General features: G+C 68.2%; 17 protein-coding genes. 3 read left to right on the forward strand and 14 right to left on the reverse strand.

Translation table 11 applies throughout. The features are described from left to right. Window positions 1-5 precede the first annotated feature (5 nt). Window positions 6-293 carry an Asp-tRNA(Asn)/Glu-tRNA(Gln) amidotransferase subunit GatC gene (gene gatC, locus EV655_RS14080; protein ID WP_132545931.1) on the reverse strand — a complete coding sequence of 96 codons (288 nt, stop codon included), beginning with the start codon at window positions 291-293 and terminating at the stop codon, window positions 6-8. A gap of 168 nt (window positions 294-461) precedes the next feature. On the opposite strand from gatC, the gene purU reads away from it, so the two are divergent. After that, window positions 462-1,322, forward strand: a complete 861-nt coding sequence (gene purU, locus EV655_RS14085; RefSeq protein ID WP_207901984.1) for a formyltetrahydrofolate deformylase — start codon at window positions 462-464, stop codon at window positions 1,320-1,322. Between the two features lie 129 nt (window positions 1,323-1,451). On the opposite strand, the gene EV655_RS14090 is transcribed toward purU, so the two are convergent. Next, the gene (locus EV655_RS14090; protein WP_132545935.1) at window positions 1,452-2,123 is read right to left on the reverse strand and encodes a ceramidase domain-containing protein; all 672 of its coding nucleotides are present in this window, start codon (window positions 2,121-2,123) and stop codon (window positions 1,452-1,454) included. 74 nt (window positions 2,124-2,197) lie between these two features. Here EV655_RS14090 and EV655_RS14095 point away from each other — a divergent pair, with 74 nt between their 5' ends. Then, window positions 2,198-2,890 carry a metal-dependent hydrolase gene (locus EV655_RS14095; protein WP_132545937.1) on the forward strand — a complete coding sequence of 231 codons (693 nt, stop codon included), beginning with the start codon at window positions 2,198-2,200 and terminating at the stop codon, window positions 2,888-2,890. A gap of 18 nt (window positions 2,891-2,908) precedes the next feature. On the opposite strand, the gene dxs is transcribed toward EV655_RS14095, so the two are convergent. The 6 genes from dxs to EV655_RS14125 are packed head-to-tail and all read right to left on the reverse strand — an operon-like array spanning window position 2,909 to window position 8,170. Continuing rightward, complete coding sequence (gene dxs, locus EV655_RS14100) at window positions 2,909-4,837, reverse strand: 1-deoxy-D-xylulose-5-phosphate synthase (RefSeq protein ID WP_132545939.1); 1,929 nt, start codon at window positions 4,835-4,837, stop codon at window positions 2,909-2,911. 31 nt (window positions 4,838-4,868) lie between these two features. Next, entirely contained in the window at window positions 4,869-5,738 is an 870-nt protein-coding gene (locus EV655_RS14105) for a polyprenyl synthetase family protein (RefSeq protein WP_132545941.1), read from the reverse strand. Between the two features lies 1 nt (window position 5,739). Continuing rightward, the gene (locus EV655_RS14110; RefSeq protein WP_132545943.1) at window positions 5,740-5,982 is read right to left on the reverse strand and encodes an exodeoxyribonuclease VII small subunit; all 243 of its coding nucleotides are present in this window, start codon (window positions 5,980-5,982) and stop codon (window positions 5,740-5,742) included. After that, on the reverse strand, window positions 5,979-6,914 hold the full coding sequence (locus EV655_RS14115; RefSeq protein ID WP_132545945.1) for a histone deacetylase family protein: 936 nt from the start codon (window positions 6,912-6,914) through the stop codon (window positions 5,979-5,981). Before EV655_RS14115 ends, EV655_RS14110 begins: the two co-directional genes overlap by 4 nt. Before the next feature lie 39 nt (window positions 6,915-6,953). Next, window positions 6,954-7,658, reverse strand: a complete 705-nt coding sequence (locus tag EV655_RS14120) for a response regulator (protein ID WP_132545947.1) — start codon at window positions 7,656-7,658, stop codon at window positions 6,954-6,956. Continuing rightward, window positions 7,655-8,170, reverse strand: a complete 516-nt coding sequence (locus EV655_RS14125) for a MarR family winged helix-turn-helix transcriptional regulator (RefSeq protein WP_132545949.1) — start codon at window positions 8,168-8,170, stop codon at window positions 7,655-7,657. The genes EV655_RS14120 and EV655_RS14125 overlap by 4 nt, the downstream gene beginning before the upstream one ends. A 183-nt stretch (window positions 8,171-8,353) precedes the next feature. Between EV655_RS14125 and EV655_RS14130 the strand changes: the two genes are divergently transcribed. Beyond that, window positions 8,354-9,220: a branched-chain amino acid aminotransferase gene (locus tag EV655_RS14130; RefSeq protein WP_132545951.1), complete on the forward strand. Its 867-nt coding sequence runs from the start codon at window positions 8,354-8,356 to the stop codon at window positions 9,218-9,220. A 109-nt stretch (window positions 9,221-9,329) separates the two neighbouring features. Here EV655_RS14130 and EV655_RS14135 read toward each other — a convergent pair whose 3' ends face one another. The 6 genes from EV655_RS14135 to mtgA all read right to left on the reverse strand — a co-directional run bounded on the left by EV655_RS14135 (window position 9,330) and on the right by mtgA (window position 14,845). Further along, window positions 9,330-9,902 carry a c-type cytochrome gene (locus EV655_RS14135; RefSeq protein WP_132545953.1) on the reverse strand — a complete coding sequence of 191 codons (573 nt, stop codon included), beginning with the start codon at window positions 9,900-9,902 and terminating at the stop codon, window positions 9,330-9,332. Further along, complete coding sequence (locus EV655_RS14140) at window positions 9,899-11,158, reverse strand: PQQ-dependent sugar dehydrogenase (protein WP_132545955.1); 1,260 nt, start codon at window positions 11,156-11,158, stop codon at window positions 9,899-9,901. Before EV655_RS14140 ends, EV655_RS14135 begins: the two co-directional genes overlap by 4 nt. A gap of 117 nt (window positions 11,159-11,275) precedes the next feature. Then, complete coding sequence (locus EV655_RS14145; protein WP_132545957.1) at window positions 11,276-12,199, reverse strand: DMT family transporter; 924 nt, start codon at window positions 12,197-12,199, stop codon at window positions 11,276-11,278. A 148-nt stretch (window positions 12,200-12,347) separates the two neighbouring features. Continuing rightward, on the reverse strand, window positions 12,348-13,388 hold the full coding sequence (gene queG, locus EV655_RS14150) for a tRNA epoxyqueuosine(34) reductase QueG (protein ID WP_424511317.1): 1,041 nt from the start codon (window positions 13,386-13,388) through the stop codon (window positions 12,348-12,350). Next, window positions 13,385-14,050, reverse strand: coding sequence for an FtsZ-binding protein FzlA (fzlA, locus tag EV655_RS14155; protein ID WP_132545959.1), 666 nt, complete (start codon window positions 14,048-14,050; stop codon window positions 13,385-13,387). The genes queG and fzlA overlap by 4 nt, the downstream gene beginning before the upstream one ends. A 54-nt stretch (window positions 14,051-14,104) precedes the next feature. After that, window positions 14,105-14,845, reverse strand: coding sequence for a monofunctional biosynthetic peptidoglycan transglycosylase (gene mtgA, locus EV655_RS14160; protein WP_132545961.1), 741 nt, complete (start codon window positions 14,843-14,845; stop codon window positions 14,105-14,107). Window positions 14,846-14,920 lie beyond the last annotated feature (75 nt).

The following is a 14,920-nucleotide window of genomic DNA, read 5'->3' on the forward strand; positions in this document are numbered from 1 at the left end:
GCGCGTCACTCCACCACCTTGGGAACCGCAAAGAAGCCCTCGCGCGCGTCGGGCGCGTTCGACAGGATCCTGTCGGGATAGCCGCCATCGGTCACCACGTCCGCCCGCCGCTTCAGCCGCATCGGCGTGACCGATGTCATCGGCTCGACGCCTGAAACATCGACCTCGTTCAACTGCTCCATGAAGGTCAGGATGCCCGACAATTGCTGGGCCAGCGCGGGCAGGTCGTCCTCGGCCACGGCGATCCGGGCCAGATGCGCCACGCGCCGCGCGGTGTCGATGTCGATGGACATGGGGCCGCCTTTCGTTCCTGGAAATCCGCCCCCGCGTTTAGCCCCGCGCCGCGCCCGCCGCAAGGGCGGCGCGACGGCGAGGACGCTTGCACTTGGCCGCTGCCTGGCCCAGACCGGCCGCGCCCGGTCCCGGGCATGTCCTTCCCGAACACAACGAAAAGGCCCGCGATGCCCTCCACCCGGTTCATCCTGACGCTCACCTGCGACGACCAGCGCGGTATCGTCGCCGCCGTCGCCAACGCGCTGACCGCGCTTGGCGGCAACATCCAGGACAGCGACCAGTTCCGCGACCCCGAAAGCAACCGCTTCTTCCTGCGCATTGCCTTCGAGACCGAGACCCCGACCGACGCGGACGCGATCCGCACCCGGCTTGCGCCCGTGTTTGCCGGTTATGGCATGGCCGCCGAGGTGGTGGACGCGACGCGGCGGCCGAAGATCATCCTGATGGTCTCGAAATTCGACCACGCGCTTTTGCACCTGCTCTACCAGATCCGCGTAGGCTGGATGGAGGCCGAGGTTGTGGCGATCGTGTCGAACCACGAGGACAGCCGCCCGACCGCCGAGGCGCACGCCATCCCCTATCACTGCTGGCCGGTCGGCAAGGCCAATAAGGCCGAGCAGGAGGCCCGCGTTCTGGCCCTGGTCGAGGAAACCGGCGCCGAACTGGTGGTGCTGGCGCGCTACATGCAGGTGCTGTCGGACGACCTGTCCCGCGCGCTGGCGGGGCGGGTCATCAACATCCACCATTCCTTCCTGCCGTCCTTCAAGGGCGCGAAACCCTATCACCAGGCGCATGAGCGGGGGGTGAAACTGATCGGCGCGACGGCGCATTACGTCACCGCCGACCTCGACGAGGGCCCGATCATCGAGCAGGAGACCGAGCGGGTGAACCACGCCCTGTCCGCCGAGGATTACGTCGCCGTGGGCCGCGACATCGAGAGCCGGGTGCTGGCCCGCGCGGTGCGGCTGCACCTGCAACGCCGGGTGCTGGCGAACGGGCACAAGACGGTGGTGTTCATGCCCGGTTAGGGGGCGCTCCCGCCCCCGGCCCGCGCGGGGCGGGCGCCCCGCTTGTCCGGCGTTGGGCCGGGCCGCGCGCTGACGCGCGCGGCGCCTCCGGCGGGAGTATTTTGGCCAAGAAGAAGACCGGTGCGGCGCCTATCCCCCGGCCGGGTGGGGTGTTTGCCCGACGCGGGCGGCCATGTCCCGGCGGTAGACCTCGATCATCCAGCCCAGCATCGTGGCGTTCAGCAGATGCCACAGGAAATGCGTGCCCAGCGGCAGCACCCCGCAAAGCGGCCCGTCCAGCGTCCTGAAGCCCAGCGAGAGCACCAGCAGCCCGCCCCCAAGAGCCAGCCCGCGCGCCGTCGCGGGCGCCCTTCGGGCCAGAAGACCCGCATGGACGAGGATCAGCAGCGCCACCGGCGCATAGCCCGCCGACGCGCCGAGCCAGGGCAATTGCCCGAACAGCCAGCCGGTGGCCGCCGCATAGGGGAAAAACAGCGCCACGCCCGCCAGCGCGGCCCGGCGCCCCAGACCCCAAAAGGTCCGGTTCGCCGCGTAGAGATAGAGCAGGATGAACCCCAGGATCGGCGCCACATCCGCCACCGAGGCCCAGGCCGTGGCATGGGTGTGGAACAGGTAGCTTCCCAGCCCGATCGCCGCCAGCACCGCGCAGAGCGCGCGGCCCAGCGGCAGCCCGGCCGTCCGCCGCCACATCACTGCCGCCGCGATCACGAAGGCGGCGTTCGTCACCGCGTTCACGGGTTCGGACCAGTAGGAAAGGTCGGTCCGTTCGCAATAGGCATCGACCTGGGTCATCCAGTCCATGGAAATCGCCTCCCGCTCTGCTAGGCTGAGGGAAAACCTAGCCCCACGGGCCGCAACCGCACAGGGAGGCATCCATGAAAATCATCTGGCTCGGCCATTCCGGTTTCCGCATCGAGATCGCGGACAAGGTCCTGCTGGTCGACCCCTGGCTGCACGGCAACCCGATGTTCCCCGAGTCGCGCCGGGCCGAGGCGATCACGGGGGCGACCCATGTTCTGGTGACCCACGGGCATGGCGATCATTCCCCTGACGCGGTGGCGATCTCGCGCGAGCTGTCGATCCCCGTGCTTGGCATCTACGACCTGATGACATGGTGGCACCAGACCGAGCAGATCGAGGTCACGGGCTTCAACAAGGGGGGCACGGTGCATCTGGGAGAGGTGGCGGTGACGATGGTCAACGCGGCCCATTCCTCGTCGATCCCGGGGCCGAACGGGCCGGTCTATACCGGCGCCGAGGCGGGCTACATGATCGCGGGCGAGGGCCACACGATCTATGTCAGCGGCGATACCGATGTGATGGCCGACATGGAGATCTTCAACGACCTGCACGGGCCCGATATCGGGATCCTGTGCGCGGGCGGGCATTTTACCATGGACATGAAGCGGGCGGCCTATGCGGCGCGCACCTTCTTCGACTTCAAGATGGTGATCCCCTGCCATTACCGCACCTTCCCGCTGCTGGAACAATCCGCCGCGGTGTTGAAGCAGGAACTGCCCGAGACCCGGGTGATCGAGCCCGAGGTGCTGGTGCCGATCGAGGTCTGAGCCGCGGCGGGGCCGCCCTCAGGCGCGGCGCGCGGCCACCCGGGCGGCGCCCAGCACCTCCAGGACCCGGGTCTCGATATCGGGGGCGTTCAGCCTGGCCACCGCATACATGTCGGCCGGGCTGGCCTGGTCGATGAAGATGTCCGGCAGCACCATCGAGCGGAATTTCAGGCCCGTGTCGAACACGCCCTTCTCGGCCAGCAGATGCGCGACATGGCTGCCAAAGCCGCCAACCGTGCCTTCTTCGACGGTGATCAGCGCCTCGTGCCCGCGCGCGAGGCGCAGGATCATGTCCTCGTCCAGCGGCTTGGCAAAGCGGGCGTCCGCGATGGTGGGGCGGATGCCGTGGGCGGCCAGTGCCTGCGCCGCCTCGCGCACTTCCTTCAGCCTTGTGCCGAAATTCAGCAGCGCCACGCGCTCGCCCTCGGCGATGATGCGGCCCTTGCCGATCTCCAGCGGGGTGCCCTTTTCGGGCAGTTCGACCCCCACGCCTTCGCCGCGCGGAAAGCGGAACGAGATCGGCCCCTCGTCATGGGCCACCGCCGTCGCGACCATGTGCACCAGTTCGGCTTCGTCGGCCGCCGCCATCACGACAAAGCCGGGCAGGTTGGCCAGGAACGCGGTGTCATAGGCGCCCGCGTGCGTCGGCCCGTCGGCCCCCACCAGCCCCGCCCGGTCGATGGCGAACCGCACCGGCAGCCGCTGGATCGCGACGTCATGCACGATCTGGTCATACCCGCGCTGCAAAAAGGTCGAGTAGATCGCACAGAACGGTTTCTGCCCGCCCGCCGCCAGCCCCGCGGAAAACGTCACCGCGTGCTGTTCGGCGATGCCCACGTCGAAGGTGCGTTCGGGGAACCGTTCGGCGAACAGGTTCAGCCCGGTGCCGTCGGGCATGGCGGCGGTCACGGCGACCACCTTGCGATCGGCCCGCGCCTCGGCGATCAGCGCGTTGGCGAAGACCTTGGTATAGCTGGGCGCGTTCGCCGGTGTCTTGACCTGTTCGCCGGTTGCCACGTCGAATTTCGACACGCCATGCCCGCAATCGGGCGCATTCTCGGCGGGGGCATAGCCCTTGCCCTTTTTCGTGATGACATGGATCAGCATCGGCCCGGTGGCGCGCGCCTTGACCGTGCGCAGGATCGGCAAGAGCTGGTCCAGATCGTGCCCGTCCACCGGCCCGACATAGGAAAATCCCAGTTCCTCGAACAGGGTGCCGCCGACGGTGACATGCTTGATCAGGTCCTTGGCCCGCTTCGCACCTTCCTGGAACGGCGCGGGCAGGAAGCCGACCGCCCCCTTGGCCAGCGACTTGAACTCCTGGAACGGCGCGCCCGCATAAAGCCGGTTGAGATAGCTCGACATCGCGCCCACGGGGGGCGCGATCGACATCTCGTTGTCGTTCAGGATCACGAACAGGCGAGTCTTCAGATGCCCGGCATGGTTCAGCGCCTCATAGGCCATCCCTGCCGACAACGCCCCGTCGCCGATCACTGCGATTGCGTCGCCGACGCCCGCCTCGGGCGCGCTGCCCAGGTCGCGCGACACCGCATAGCCCAGCGCCGCCGAGATCGAGGTGGACGAATGGCCCGCGCCGAAGGCGTCGTATTCGCTTTCCCTCATCTTGCAGAAGCCCGACAGCCCGTCCTGCTGACGCAGGGTGCGGATGCGGTCGCGCCGCCCGGTCAGGATCTTGTGCGGATAGCACTGGTGGCTCACGTCCCAGATCAGCCGGTCGCGCGGCGTGTCGAACACCGCATGCAGCGCCACGGTCAGTTCCACCACGCCCAGCCCGGCGCCCAGATGCCCGCCGGTTTCGGACACGGCGGAAACCGTTTCGGCCCGCAGTTCGCCGGCCAGGTCGTGCAGCTCGGCATCCGACAGGCCCTTGAGGTCGGCGGGGCTGCTGACGCGGTCAAGCAGCGGCGTGTTCGGGCGATTGGTCAAGGCGGTACCCCCTTTCGGGACGGTGCGCGTTTCAGGTTTCCCGGGCAATAACGAAGCGGGCGGTGTCCCGCAAGGCATCGGCCCTTGCGCCAAATGGGGCGAGCGCGGCGCAGGCCTCGTCCACCAGATCGCGGGCCCGCGCCTTGGCGCCCTCCAGCCCCAGCAGCGAGACGAAGGTCGCCTTGCCCGCATCCGCATCCTTTTGCACGCGCTTGCCGGTCTTTTCCACGTCGCCCTCGACATCGAGGATGTCGTCGGCGATCTGGAAGGCCAGCCCCAGCGCGGTCGCGTAGGATGACAAGGGCGCGATGTCGGCCCCGCCCAGCCGCGCCCCGGCCTCGGCCGACCAGCGGATCAGCGCGCCGGTCTTGTTGGCCTGCAATTCGGTGATCTCGGCCAGGTTCAGCGCCCGGCCTGCGGTTTCCGCCGCGATATCCTGCGCCTGACCCAGAACCATGCCGTCGATCCCCGAGGCCCGCGCCAGCGACCCCACAAGGTCGATCCGCACGGCAGGGTCGGGGTGGCAGGCCGGGTCCGCCAGCAAACCGAAGGCCAGCGTCTGCAACGCGTCGCCCACCAGCAGGGCGGTGCCCTCGTCCCATTTCACATGCACCGTGGGCTGACCCCGGCGCAGGTCGTCGTCATCCATGCAGGGCATGTCGTCATGCACCAGGGAATAGGCATGGATCGCCTCGATGGCGGCGGCCGCATGCACCGCCCGATCCGCCGCCACGCCGTAAAGCGCCGCGCCCTCGATCACCAGGAACCCGCGCAGCCGCTTGCCGCCCGCCACCGCATAGCGCATCGCATGGGTCACCGGCTGGTCGGCCGCGCCCGCCAGCGCCTCCATCAGCCGCGCCTCGATCAGCGCGGCGGCGTCCTTCAACTGCGACTGGAACATCCTACAACCCCTCGGCGGGGGTCGTGCCGGTGGGATTGCCGTTGCCGTCCAGCGTGATCTGGGCGACCTTTTCCTCGGCTTCCTTCAGCTTCTGCTCGCAATGGCGTTTCAGCCCTGCGGCCTGTTCCGACAGTTCGATCGCCTGTTCCAGCGGCACGTCGCCCTGTTCCAGCGCGGTGACGGCAGCTTCCAGCGCCTTCATCGCCTCTTCGAAACTCATCTCGGAAACCGGCTTTTCGGTCATGCGCCCCGCTCCATCAGCACCTTCACATGGGCCGCGACGGACGCGGCCAGCGCATCCAGATCATAGCCGCCCTCCAGTGTCGAGACCACCCGCCCGCCGCAATGCGCGTCGGCGATGTCGCACAGCCGCTGGGTGACCCAGGCGAAATCCTCGACGCCGAGGTCCAGTTGCGCCAGCGGATCGGCCCGGTGCGCATCGAACCCGGCCGACACCAGCAGCAATTCGGGCGCGAAGGCGTCCAGGCGGGGCAACACTTTCGTCTCTATCTCGGCCCGGAACCGTGTCCCGTCCGCATGCGGCGGCAGCGGTACGTTCAGCACGTTGTCATGTGCGCCGCGTTCCTCGGGTGCCCCGGTGAATGGCCAGAGCGGCATCTGGTGCGTCGACACGAACAGTGCGCGCGCCTCGTCCCAAAGGATGTCCTGGGTGCCGTTGCCGTGATGCACGTCGAAATCCACCACCGCGACGCGCGCCAGCCCGTGATGGTCCAGCGCATGTTTCGCCGCGATCGCGATGTTCGAGAACAGGCAGAACCCCATCGACCGGCCTGCTTCGGCATGGTGGCCCGGCGGGCGCACCGCGGCAAAGGCATTCCGGACCTCGCCCCCCAGCACCATGTCGACCGCCCTGATACACGCGCCCAGCGCCCGCAGCGCCGCGGCCATCGAGCCAGGCGAAAGAAATGTATCGGGGTCAAGCTGCGCCCAGCCCGTGGCCGGAACCGCCGCCTTCAGCGCCTCCAGATAGGTGTGGCCGTGGCCGCGCAGCACCGCCGCCTCGTCGGCCAGCGGCGCGCTTTCACGAACCAGGAACGTGAACTCCGGCGCGATCAGCGCCTCGTTCACCGCCTCGATCCGTGCAACGCTCTCGGGGTGGCCCGGCGGCGTTACGTGGCGCAGGCTGTCGGGATGAGTGATCAGCGCGGTGCTCATGGGCCAGACGCTAGGGGGCGCCGCCGCCCCCGGCAAGTCTCAATCGGGCGCCAGCCGGTAGCCTTCGCCGCGCACCGTTTGCAGATAGCGTGGCTGGCGCGGATCGGTCTCGATCTTGCGCCGCAGCCGCGTGATCTGCACATCGACCGCGCGTTCCTGCGCCTGCCCGTCGTCACGGCCCAGTTCCTCGACCAGCCGCGCCCGGCTGACCGGCTCGCCCGGACAGGCCGAGAAGATGCGCATCAGCTGGGCCTCGGTCTGCGTCAGCCGCACCCGCTCGTCGCCCGACCACAGCTCGCCCCGGCCCACGTCATAGCGTACCGGGCCCAGGTGCAGCACCTTGGGCAACTCGGGGTTGGTCCGCGCCTGCGGCACCCGCCGCAGGATCGCATTGATCCGCAGCAGCAATTCCTTGGGCTCGAACGGCTTGGGCAGGTAATCATCCGCCCCCGCCTCCAGCCCCGCGATCCGGTCCGAGGTCTCGCCCCGCGCCGTCAACAGCAGGATCGGCGTCGTGATCCCGGCCCGCAGCGCGCGGGTCAGGGAAATCCCGTCCTCGCCGGGCATCATCACATCCAGCACGATCAGGTCGAATTCCAGCCCGGCCAGCAGCTTGCGGGCATGCGCCGCGTCGCGCGCGGCCGTCACCCAGAACCCCTGCCGCACCAGGAACCGGCGCAGCAACTCGCGGATCCGCGCGTCGTCATCGACGATCAGCAGGTGAATCCCGGCCTCAGTTGTCATCTGGCGCTGTCCGTCAGCCGGTTGAAATGGCGCTGCATCTCGGGATCCATCATCGCCTCCAGCACCTGCCGGAAGCCCGCCACCGCCACAGGCCCCGCCGCGCGATAGGCCGCGCGCATGCGTTCGCGCTGGGCGTCGGACAGCTTCTGTTCCAGTGCGGCGCCCGTCTCGGTCAGGAACAGGTGCCGCTCGCGCTTGTCGCGGTTGCCCACCCGGCTTTCCACCAGCCCGTCCTCGATCAGGCTGCGCAGCACCCGGTTCAGCGACTGCTTGGTGACGCCCAGGATGGCCAGCAGGTTGTTCACCGTCGTCCCCGGCGCGCGGTGGATGAAATGGATCGCCCGGTGATGGGCGCGGCCATAGCCCTGTTCCTCGAGGATGCGGTCGGGATCGGCGGTAAAGCCGCGATAGGCGAAGAACATCGCCTCGATCCCCTTCCTGATCTGGTCGTCGGTCAGGAACAGCAGGTTCTCCCCGCTCTTCTGCGCGACCGCGGATGCACCCTGCGCCATGCCGAAACCCCGTCCGTTTCACCACTGACCATTCATTGGGCGATCTTATGTCAGCCTTGTTGACTTTCCAAGACTCAACTGTTAGCGATCCGTGAATTTGACGCAAGATTATGTCCGAAGCGGACCTAAATTGCGCAACATTCGAAAATCCAACGCCCCGAGGGGCAAGCGAAGGGAAAGGCGATGACTGCCTACGACGACCGCGACGGCTTTATCTGGATGGACGGCAAACTGGTGCCCTGGCGCGACGCCAACGTGCATCTGCTGACCCATGCGCTGCACTATGCCTCGTCGGTATTCGAGGGCGAGCGCGCCTATGGCGGCACCATTTTCAAGTCGCGCGAACATTCCCAGCGGCTCAAGACCTCGGCCAACCTGATCGACTTCGAGATCCCCTATACCGTCGACGAGATCGAGGCCGCCAAGGCCGAGGTCATGCAGGCCAACGGCCTGAAAGACGCCTATGTGCGCGCGCTGGCCTGGCGTGGCGCGGGCGAGGACATGGGGGTGGCGTCCCGCCGCAACCCGGTCCGCACCGCGATCGCCGTCTGGGAATGGGGCGCCTATTACGGCGATGCCAAGATGAAGGGCGCGAAGCTCGACATCGCGAAATGGCGCCGCCCCGACCCGGCCACCGCGCCCAGCCAAGCCAAGGCCGCCGGTCTCTACATGATCTGCACCATGTCCAAGCATGCGGCCGAGGCCAAGGGGTGCTCGGACGCGATGATGTTCGACTATCGCGGCTACGTGGCCGAGGCGACGGGGGCCAACATCTTCTTCGTCAAGGATGGCGAGGTGCATACCCCGAAACCCGACTGCTTCCTGAACGGCATCACCCGGCAGACCGTGATCGGCATGCTGCACGACAAGCAGGTCAAGGTGCACGAACGCCACATCCTGCCCGGGGAGCTCGAAGGTTTCCAGCAATGCTGGCTGACCGGCACCGCGGCCGAGGTGACCCCGGTGGGCCAGATCGGCGACTACTCTTTCGAGGTCGGCGCCCTGGCCCGCGACATGGTGGAAAGCTACGAAAGGCTGGTGCGGACCTGATGGATTGCACCGCGCGGGGCCGGGTGCCGGCCCTGCCCCGATCCGCGGTGGGGTCCTGCGGTTTTCGACCCTGTTCCGGCCCGAAACGGCATTTCCACAGGGGGCGGGCCTATCCCGGCTCCTGAACCTCCAGCCTGGCCGCGGCATACCAGTCGGCATAGGCGCGGATTTCCTCGTCGGTCAGGTCGGCCGCGATCTCCGACATGATCTCGTGCGTGCGCTGGCCGGTGCGGAATGCCTTCAACTGCGTCGCGATATAGATATTCGTCTCGTTCGCCAGGTTCGGCGCGTCCTCGGCCACCGCGATCCCGTTCGCCCCGTGACAGTTCACGCAGAGCGACGGCGCGGCATCCGGGTCGGCCCCTGCGGGCAGGCTGGCCGAGGCGGCATGCGCCGAATACCACGCCGCCACGTCCGCGATCTGCTGGTCCGTCAGCCCGCGCGCCACCACCGTCATCATCTCGTGCTCGCGCGCGCCCGAGCGGAACGCCTCCAGCTGCCGGGTGATGTAGCTGACCGGCTCGCCCGAGATATGCGGGGCGATCGGCACCTGCGCCACGCCCTGAAGCCCGTGGCACACCCGGCAGAGGCCGGCCACCTTGCGGCCGGCCTCGAGGTCCTGCGCGAAGGCGCCCCCGGCGAGGAAAACCCCGCCGAGAGCCAGGGCGATCAGCCCTTTCATTCCGTCCCCTCGTACCAGATGCGGTAGACCGCCCCTGCCAGGTCGTCCGAGACCAGGATCGACCCGTCGCGCAACTGCGCCACGTCCACCGGACGGCCCAGATACTCGCCGTTCTCGTCGATCCAGCCCTCGGCAAAGGGCTCGGTCGTGGCGTTGCCCTCGTCATCGATGAAGGTCACCATGACCCGCGCACCCACTGGCGTCGTGCGGTTCCACGACCCGTGCTGGGCCGAGAAGATCGCGCCCCGGTACTTCTCGGGGAACATGCTGCCGGTGTAGAAGGTCATGCCCAGATCGGCGGCATGGGCCACGGTCTCGACCGCGGGCATCACCACCTCGACCGGCACCTCCTGGTCCTTGTACTCGTTGGTGCGCACGTCGCCGCCGCCGTACCACGGGTGCCCGAAATGCTGACCCATGGCGGTCTGGCGGTTGATCTCGCCCGGCGGGATGTCGTCGCCCATCCCGTCCACCTGGTTGTCGGTGAACCAAAGCTCGCCGGTTTCGGGGTGGAAGTCATGCCCGACCGAGTTGCGGATGCCGTAGGTATAGACCTCGCGGCCCGTGCCATCCAGGTTCACGCGGATCATCCCGCCGATCCCCCATTCCCGGTAACGGTCCAGCTTCTCGGCGGGCGCCACGTTGAACGGCTGGCCGAGCGAGATGTAGATCTTGTTGTCCGGCCCGATCTTGCAGACCCGCGCGGTGTGGTTGTAGCTCTCCTCCTCCGGCGGGATCAACTCGCCCTGGGCCACCAGGTTGAAGGCCGCGACATCCGGGCTTTCGTAGAAGAACTCGGCTGCCGGGAACAGCAGCACCCGGTTCTGTTCCGCGATATAGAGGAACCCGTCCTTCGAGAAGCAGGGGCCGTTCGGGATCGCGAATTTCAGCGAGGGGGCGAAATCCTTGACCTCGTCGGCCACCCGGTCCTTGTTGCGGTCGGTAACCGCCCAGACCTTGTCCTTGCGGGTGCCCACGAAGGTCACGATGCCCTGCGGCCCCACCGCCATGTGCCGCGCGTCGGGGACCACGGCGTAAAGCCCGATCTTGAAGCCATCGGGCAGGGTGATCCGCTCCAGCGTCTTCCTGATGCCCTCGGCGAACGCACCGCCCTGCTCGACAAAGGTGAATTCGGTGGTGCCGGTGGTCTGGAAATTCCCCAGCTTTTCCAGGTTGTCCGGCACATCGGCGCCCTGCGCCCAAACGGAACTTGCCAGCACGGCCCAAACGGCCGCGCCCGTCATTGCGCGTTTCATATTTCCTCCCTTCGGGTTTCTCCCGATCTTGTGCCTGCGGCACGATGCCACGGGCAGCTTGACCATAGCACGGCACCCCGCGACGGCAACCGAGCCAGAAGTCGGAAGCCCGCGGGGTTATCCCTGCGGAGTCATGCCCTTGCGCGCGCGGCTGCGTTCCAGCCCCAGTTGCCGCTCGCGCCAGATGATCAGCACGCCTGCCAGGATCACCAGGCTCGCCCCCCACAGCATCACCGGCGTCGGCACCTCGTCGAACACCACATAACCGACGCCCAGCGCCAGCAGCATCGAGGCATAGTCGAACGGCGCCACCACCGCCGCCTCGGCATGGCGATAGGCGGAGGTCATGCAGATCTGCGCCAGCCCGCCGAGAAGCCCCGCACCGACCAGCATTGCCGCCTCGGCCGGGCCGGGGACGACCCAGCCGAACGGGATCGTCAGCAGCGACAGCACCGAGGCATTGACCGAGAACCAGAACACGATCGACGAGGTGCTTTCGGTCTGCACCAGCTTGCGCACGAAGACCTGGGCCAGCGCCGCGCAGGCCGCCCCCGCCAGCGTGACCACCGCGCCCAGCGTCTCGCGCGCCTCCATCGCGTCGCTGCCAAAGGCGGTGAGCCGGGGCGACAGCACGATCAGCACGCCCGCCAGCCCCAGCGCCACGGCGGCCAGCCGGAACATCCGCACCTCTTCGCCGAGGAACATCGCCGCGAAGATCACCACCAGCAGCGGCGCGGCATAGCCGATGGCGGTCACCTCGGGCAGCGGCAGCAGGCCCAGCCCCGCGAACATCAGCCCCATCGCCGTGCCGCCGACCAGCCCGCGCCAGAGATGGCCCAGGGGGTTTTTCGTGCGCAGGCCGCGGGCCAGCGCGCCCTGCCAGGCCAGCCAGGCGACGATGACCGGAATCGCGAAGAACGAGCGGAAGAAAACCGCCTCGCCCGGCGGCACATGGTCGGCGGCCGCCTTGATAAGCGCCGACATCGCGACGAAGAGCGCGACCGAGGCAAGTTTCAGGGCGATGGCGCGGGCGGGGTTCATGGGGGCCTCGTGACGGCTGCAAGTCCTGATTACGCCCGGCCAGTCCGGGTGGAAAGCGGCCTGTCCGGGTTTCGGCCCGGCTGGCGCCGTACCGATCCGCTGGGGGCTTTGCCCCCAGACCCCCAGAGTATTTTTCCAAGAAGAAGGATCAGGGGCGCGACAGACGGGCGACGGCCCAGCGCGCCGCGTCGGCGACGGTGGGGGCGGGGTCGTCGGTCAGGCCCCGGGCTGCCCCGGTCAGCGCCGGGTCGCCGGAATTGCCGATCGCGTAGCAGACGTTGCGCACGAAGCGGTCGCGGCCGATCCGCTTGATGGGCGAGCCCGCAAACAGTGTACGGAAGGCCGCGTCGTCGAGGCGGGCGAGGTCGGCCAGCGGCGGCGCGACCAGTTCGGGGCGGGCAGCGTATTTCGTCTCGCTGGCCGCCACCGCGAACTTGTTCCAGGGGCAGGCGGCGAGGCAGTCGTCGCAGCCATAGATGCGGTTGCCGAGAAGCGGGCGCAGCGCCTCGTTCACCGGGCCCTTGTGCTCGATCGTCAGGTAGGAAATGCAGCGCCGCGCATCCAGCCGGAAGGGCGCGGGAAAGGCGCGTGTCGGGCAGATGTCGAGGCAGGCGGTACACGACCCGCAATGCTCGGCCGCCGGCGCATCGGGCGGCAGGTCCAGCGTGGTGAAGATCGACCCCAGGAAGAACCAGTTGCCCAGTCCCTGCCCCAACAGGTTGGTATGCTTGCCCTGCCAGCCCAGCCCCGCGGCCTGGGCAAGCGGCTTTTCCATCACCGGCGCGGTATCGACGAAGACCTTGATCGCCTCGCCCGGCGCCTGCTCCAGCAGCCAGCGGCCCAGACGCTTCAGCCGTTTCTTCAGAACGTCGTGATAGTCGCGGTTCTGCGCGTAGACCGAGATCGCGCCCCGGTCGCCCCGCGCCAGCACCGCCAGCGGGTCGTGATCCTGGGTATAGGGTTCGGCCAGCATGATGACCGACCGCGCCGCGGGCCAGAGTGCGGCGGGGTTGCCGCGCCAGTCCATCCGCTCGGCCATCCAGCCCATCTGGCCATGCCGGCCCAGTGCCACGAATTCGGCCAGCCGCCCCGCGGCCTCGGGGATCGCGTCGGGCCGGCAGACCCCCATCGCGGCGAACCCTTCGTCGCGGGCGCGCGCGGCCAGGCGGTCTTTCAGCGCCGCGCTCAAAAGTCGAGATTGGCGTAGTGGCGCGGCGGCGGAAAGCCCGGCACCTGGTCGGCCAGGATGTTGCGGAAGGCCGGGCGCGACTTGATCTTGGCGTACCAGTCCTTGACCGCCGCGTTGCGGTTCCAGTCGACATCCGAGATGTAGTCGAGGCTGGACAGGTGCGCGGCGCCCGCGAAATCGGCCAGCGTCATCACGTCGCCCGCCAGCCAGCGCCGCTGGTCCAGCAGCCAGCCCATGTAGTCGAGGTGAAACTTGACCGCCTGGGCACCCGCCTTGACCGCGCGGCTGTCGGGATAGCCCTGGCCCATCATCTTCTTGTTGACCCGTTCATACAGCAGTTTCGAGGTCACCTCGGCGTGGAACTTGTCGTCGAACCAGCAGACCAGGCGGCGGATCTCGCAGCGTTCGGCCGGGCTGCCGGGTAACAGCTTCGGTTCGGGCCAGGTCTCATCCAGATATTCGCAGATCGCCTGGCTTTCGGCCATCGTGCGCCCGTCCATGCGCAGCACCGGAACCTTGCCCGCCGGGTTGCGCCGCATGAAATCCGCGTCGCGTTCCCAATAGCGTTCCTCGACCAGTTCCACCTCGATCTTCTTCTCCGCCAGCACAAGACGCACCTTGCGGCAGAAGGGGGACAGGGGGACGTGATAGAGACGGTTCATGGGCTCGACCGCAAGTTGACCTGACGCCCCTCATGCCGTGTCAGGCCCGGTTTTTCAACTCTCGAAACAATCCGACCGGCCATCGGCCCTGATCGTCGCCGCCCCGTCGAGGATCTGCGCGGCGCGTTTCTGCAAAGCGGGCGTCAGGCGGGCGGCGTTGCGCCCCTTGGGGTCGGGCAGCACCGCGGCCAGCGCGCCCGCCTGGGCGGCCGACAGTTTCGCGGGCGGCACGCCGAAATGGTGCCGCGCGGCCGCGTCGATGCCGAACACACCCTCGTCGAACTCGGCCACGTTCAGATAGACCTCGAGGATGCGGCGCTTGGACCAGGTCAGTTCCACCAGCGGCGTGATCATCGCCTCCAGCGCCTTGCGGGGCCAGCTGCGGCCCTGCCAGAGATAGACGTTCTTGACCGTCTGCTGGCTGATGGTCGAGGCGCCATAGCGCGCGCCCTCGGCCAGCGCGCCGCGGATCGCGCGCATGTCGAACCCCCAGTGGCGGCAGAAATTCGCGTCCTCGGCGGCCACCGTCGCGCGCAGCATCACCGGGGCGATGTCTCCGGCCGCGACCCAGCGGTGTTCTATGCCGCCCAGCCGCCGCGCCTCGGACCACATTGTCCAGGTCAGGGGCGGGTTCACCACCGACGGTCCGGCAATCGCCAGCACCACCGCCAGCACGGCGCCCCAGGCCAGGCGGCGCCGCGTGATCCGTGGACGTGGCAGCGAGGGCAGCCGCAACCACCCCCTGCCCGCCTTGCGGGCCGCCTTCTTCCGTGCCGGTGTCTTTCGCCGTGCCATGGCCGCCTGATAGCCGAGCCGCGCCCGCTTGACCACAGCGCCCGAAACGCAAGACCCCCGCGGGCTGTGCCGCGG

The organism is Rhodovulum euryhalinum (genome assembly GCF_004342445.1).
GTDB lineage: Bacteria > Pseudomonadota > Alphaproteobacteria > Rhodobacterales > Rhodobacteraceae > Rhodovulum > Rhodovulum euryhalinum.

Coding starts and splice junctions, on each gene's coding strand:
- purU (WP_207901984.1), top strand. CDS start 462: ATGCCCTCCACCCGGTTCATCCTGACGCTCACCTGCGACGACCAGCGC.
- fzlA (WP_132545959.1), bottom strand. CDS start 14,050: ATGAACCGTCTCTATCACGTCCCCCTGTCCCCCTTCTGCCGCAAGGTG.
- EV655_RS14090 (WP_132545935.1), bottom strand. CDS start 2,123: ATGGACTGGATGACCCAGGTCGATGCCTATTGCGAACGGACCGACCTT.
- EV655_RS14130 (WP_132545951.1), top strand. CDS start 8,354: ATGACTGCCTACGACGACCGCGACGGCTTTATCTGGATGGACGGCAAA.
- EV655_RS14145 (WP_132545957.1), bottom strand. CDS start 12,199: ATGAACCCCGCCCGCGCCATCGCCCTGAAACTTGCCTCGGTCGCGCTC.
- EV655_RS14115 (WP_132545945.1), bottom strand. CDS start 6,914: ATGAGCACCGCGCTGATCACTCATCCCGACAGCCTGCGCCACGTAACG.
- EV655_RS14110 (WP_132545943.1), bottom strand. CDS start 5,982: ATGACCGAAAAGCCGGTTTCCGAGATGAGTTTCGAAGAGGCGATGAAG.
- EV655_RS14135 (WP_132545953.1), bottom strand. CDS start 9,902: ATGAAAGGGCTGATCGCCCTGGCTCTCGGCGGGGTTTTCCTCGCCGGG.
- EV655_RS14095 (WP_132545937.1), top strand. CDS start 2,198: ATGAAAATCATCTGGCTCGGCCATTCCGGTTTCCGCATCGAGATCGCG.
- EV655_RS14140 (WP_132545955.1), bottom strand. CDS start 11,158: ATGAAACGCGCAATGACGGGCGCGGCCGTTTGGGCCGTGCTGGCAAGT.
- EV655_RS14125 (WP_132545949.1), bottom strand. CDS start 8,170: ATGGCGCAGGGTGCATCCGCGGTCGCGCAGAAGAGCGGGGAGAACCTG.
- mtgA (WP_132545961.1), bottom strand. CDS start 14,845: ATGGCACGGCGAAAGACACCGGCACGGAAGAAGGCGGCCCGCAAGGCG.
- EV655_RS14120 (WP_132545947.1), bottom strand. CDS start 7,658: ATGACAACTGAGGCCGGGATTCACCTGCTGATCGTCGATGACGACGCG.
- EV655_RS14105 (WP_132545941.1), bottom strand. CDS start 5,738: ATGTTCCAGTCGCAGTTGAAGGACGCCGCCGCGCTGATCGAGGCGCGG.
- gatC (WP_132545931.1), bottom strand. CDS start 293: ATGTCCATCGACATCGACACCGCGCGGCGCGTGGCGCATCTGGCCCGG.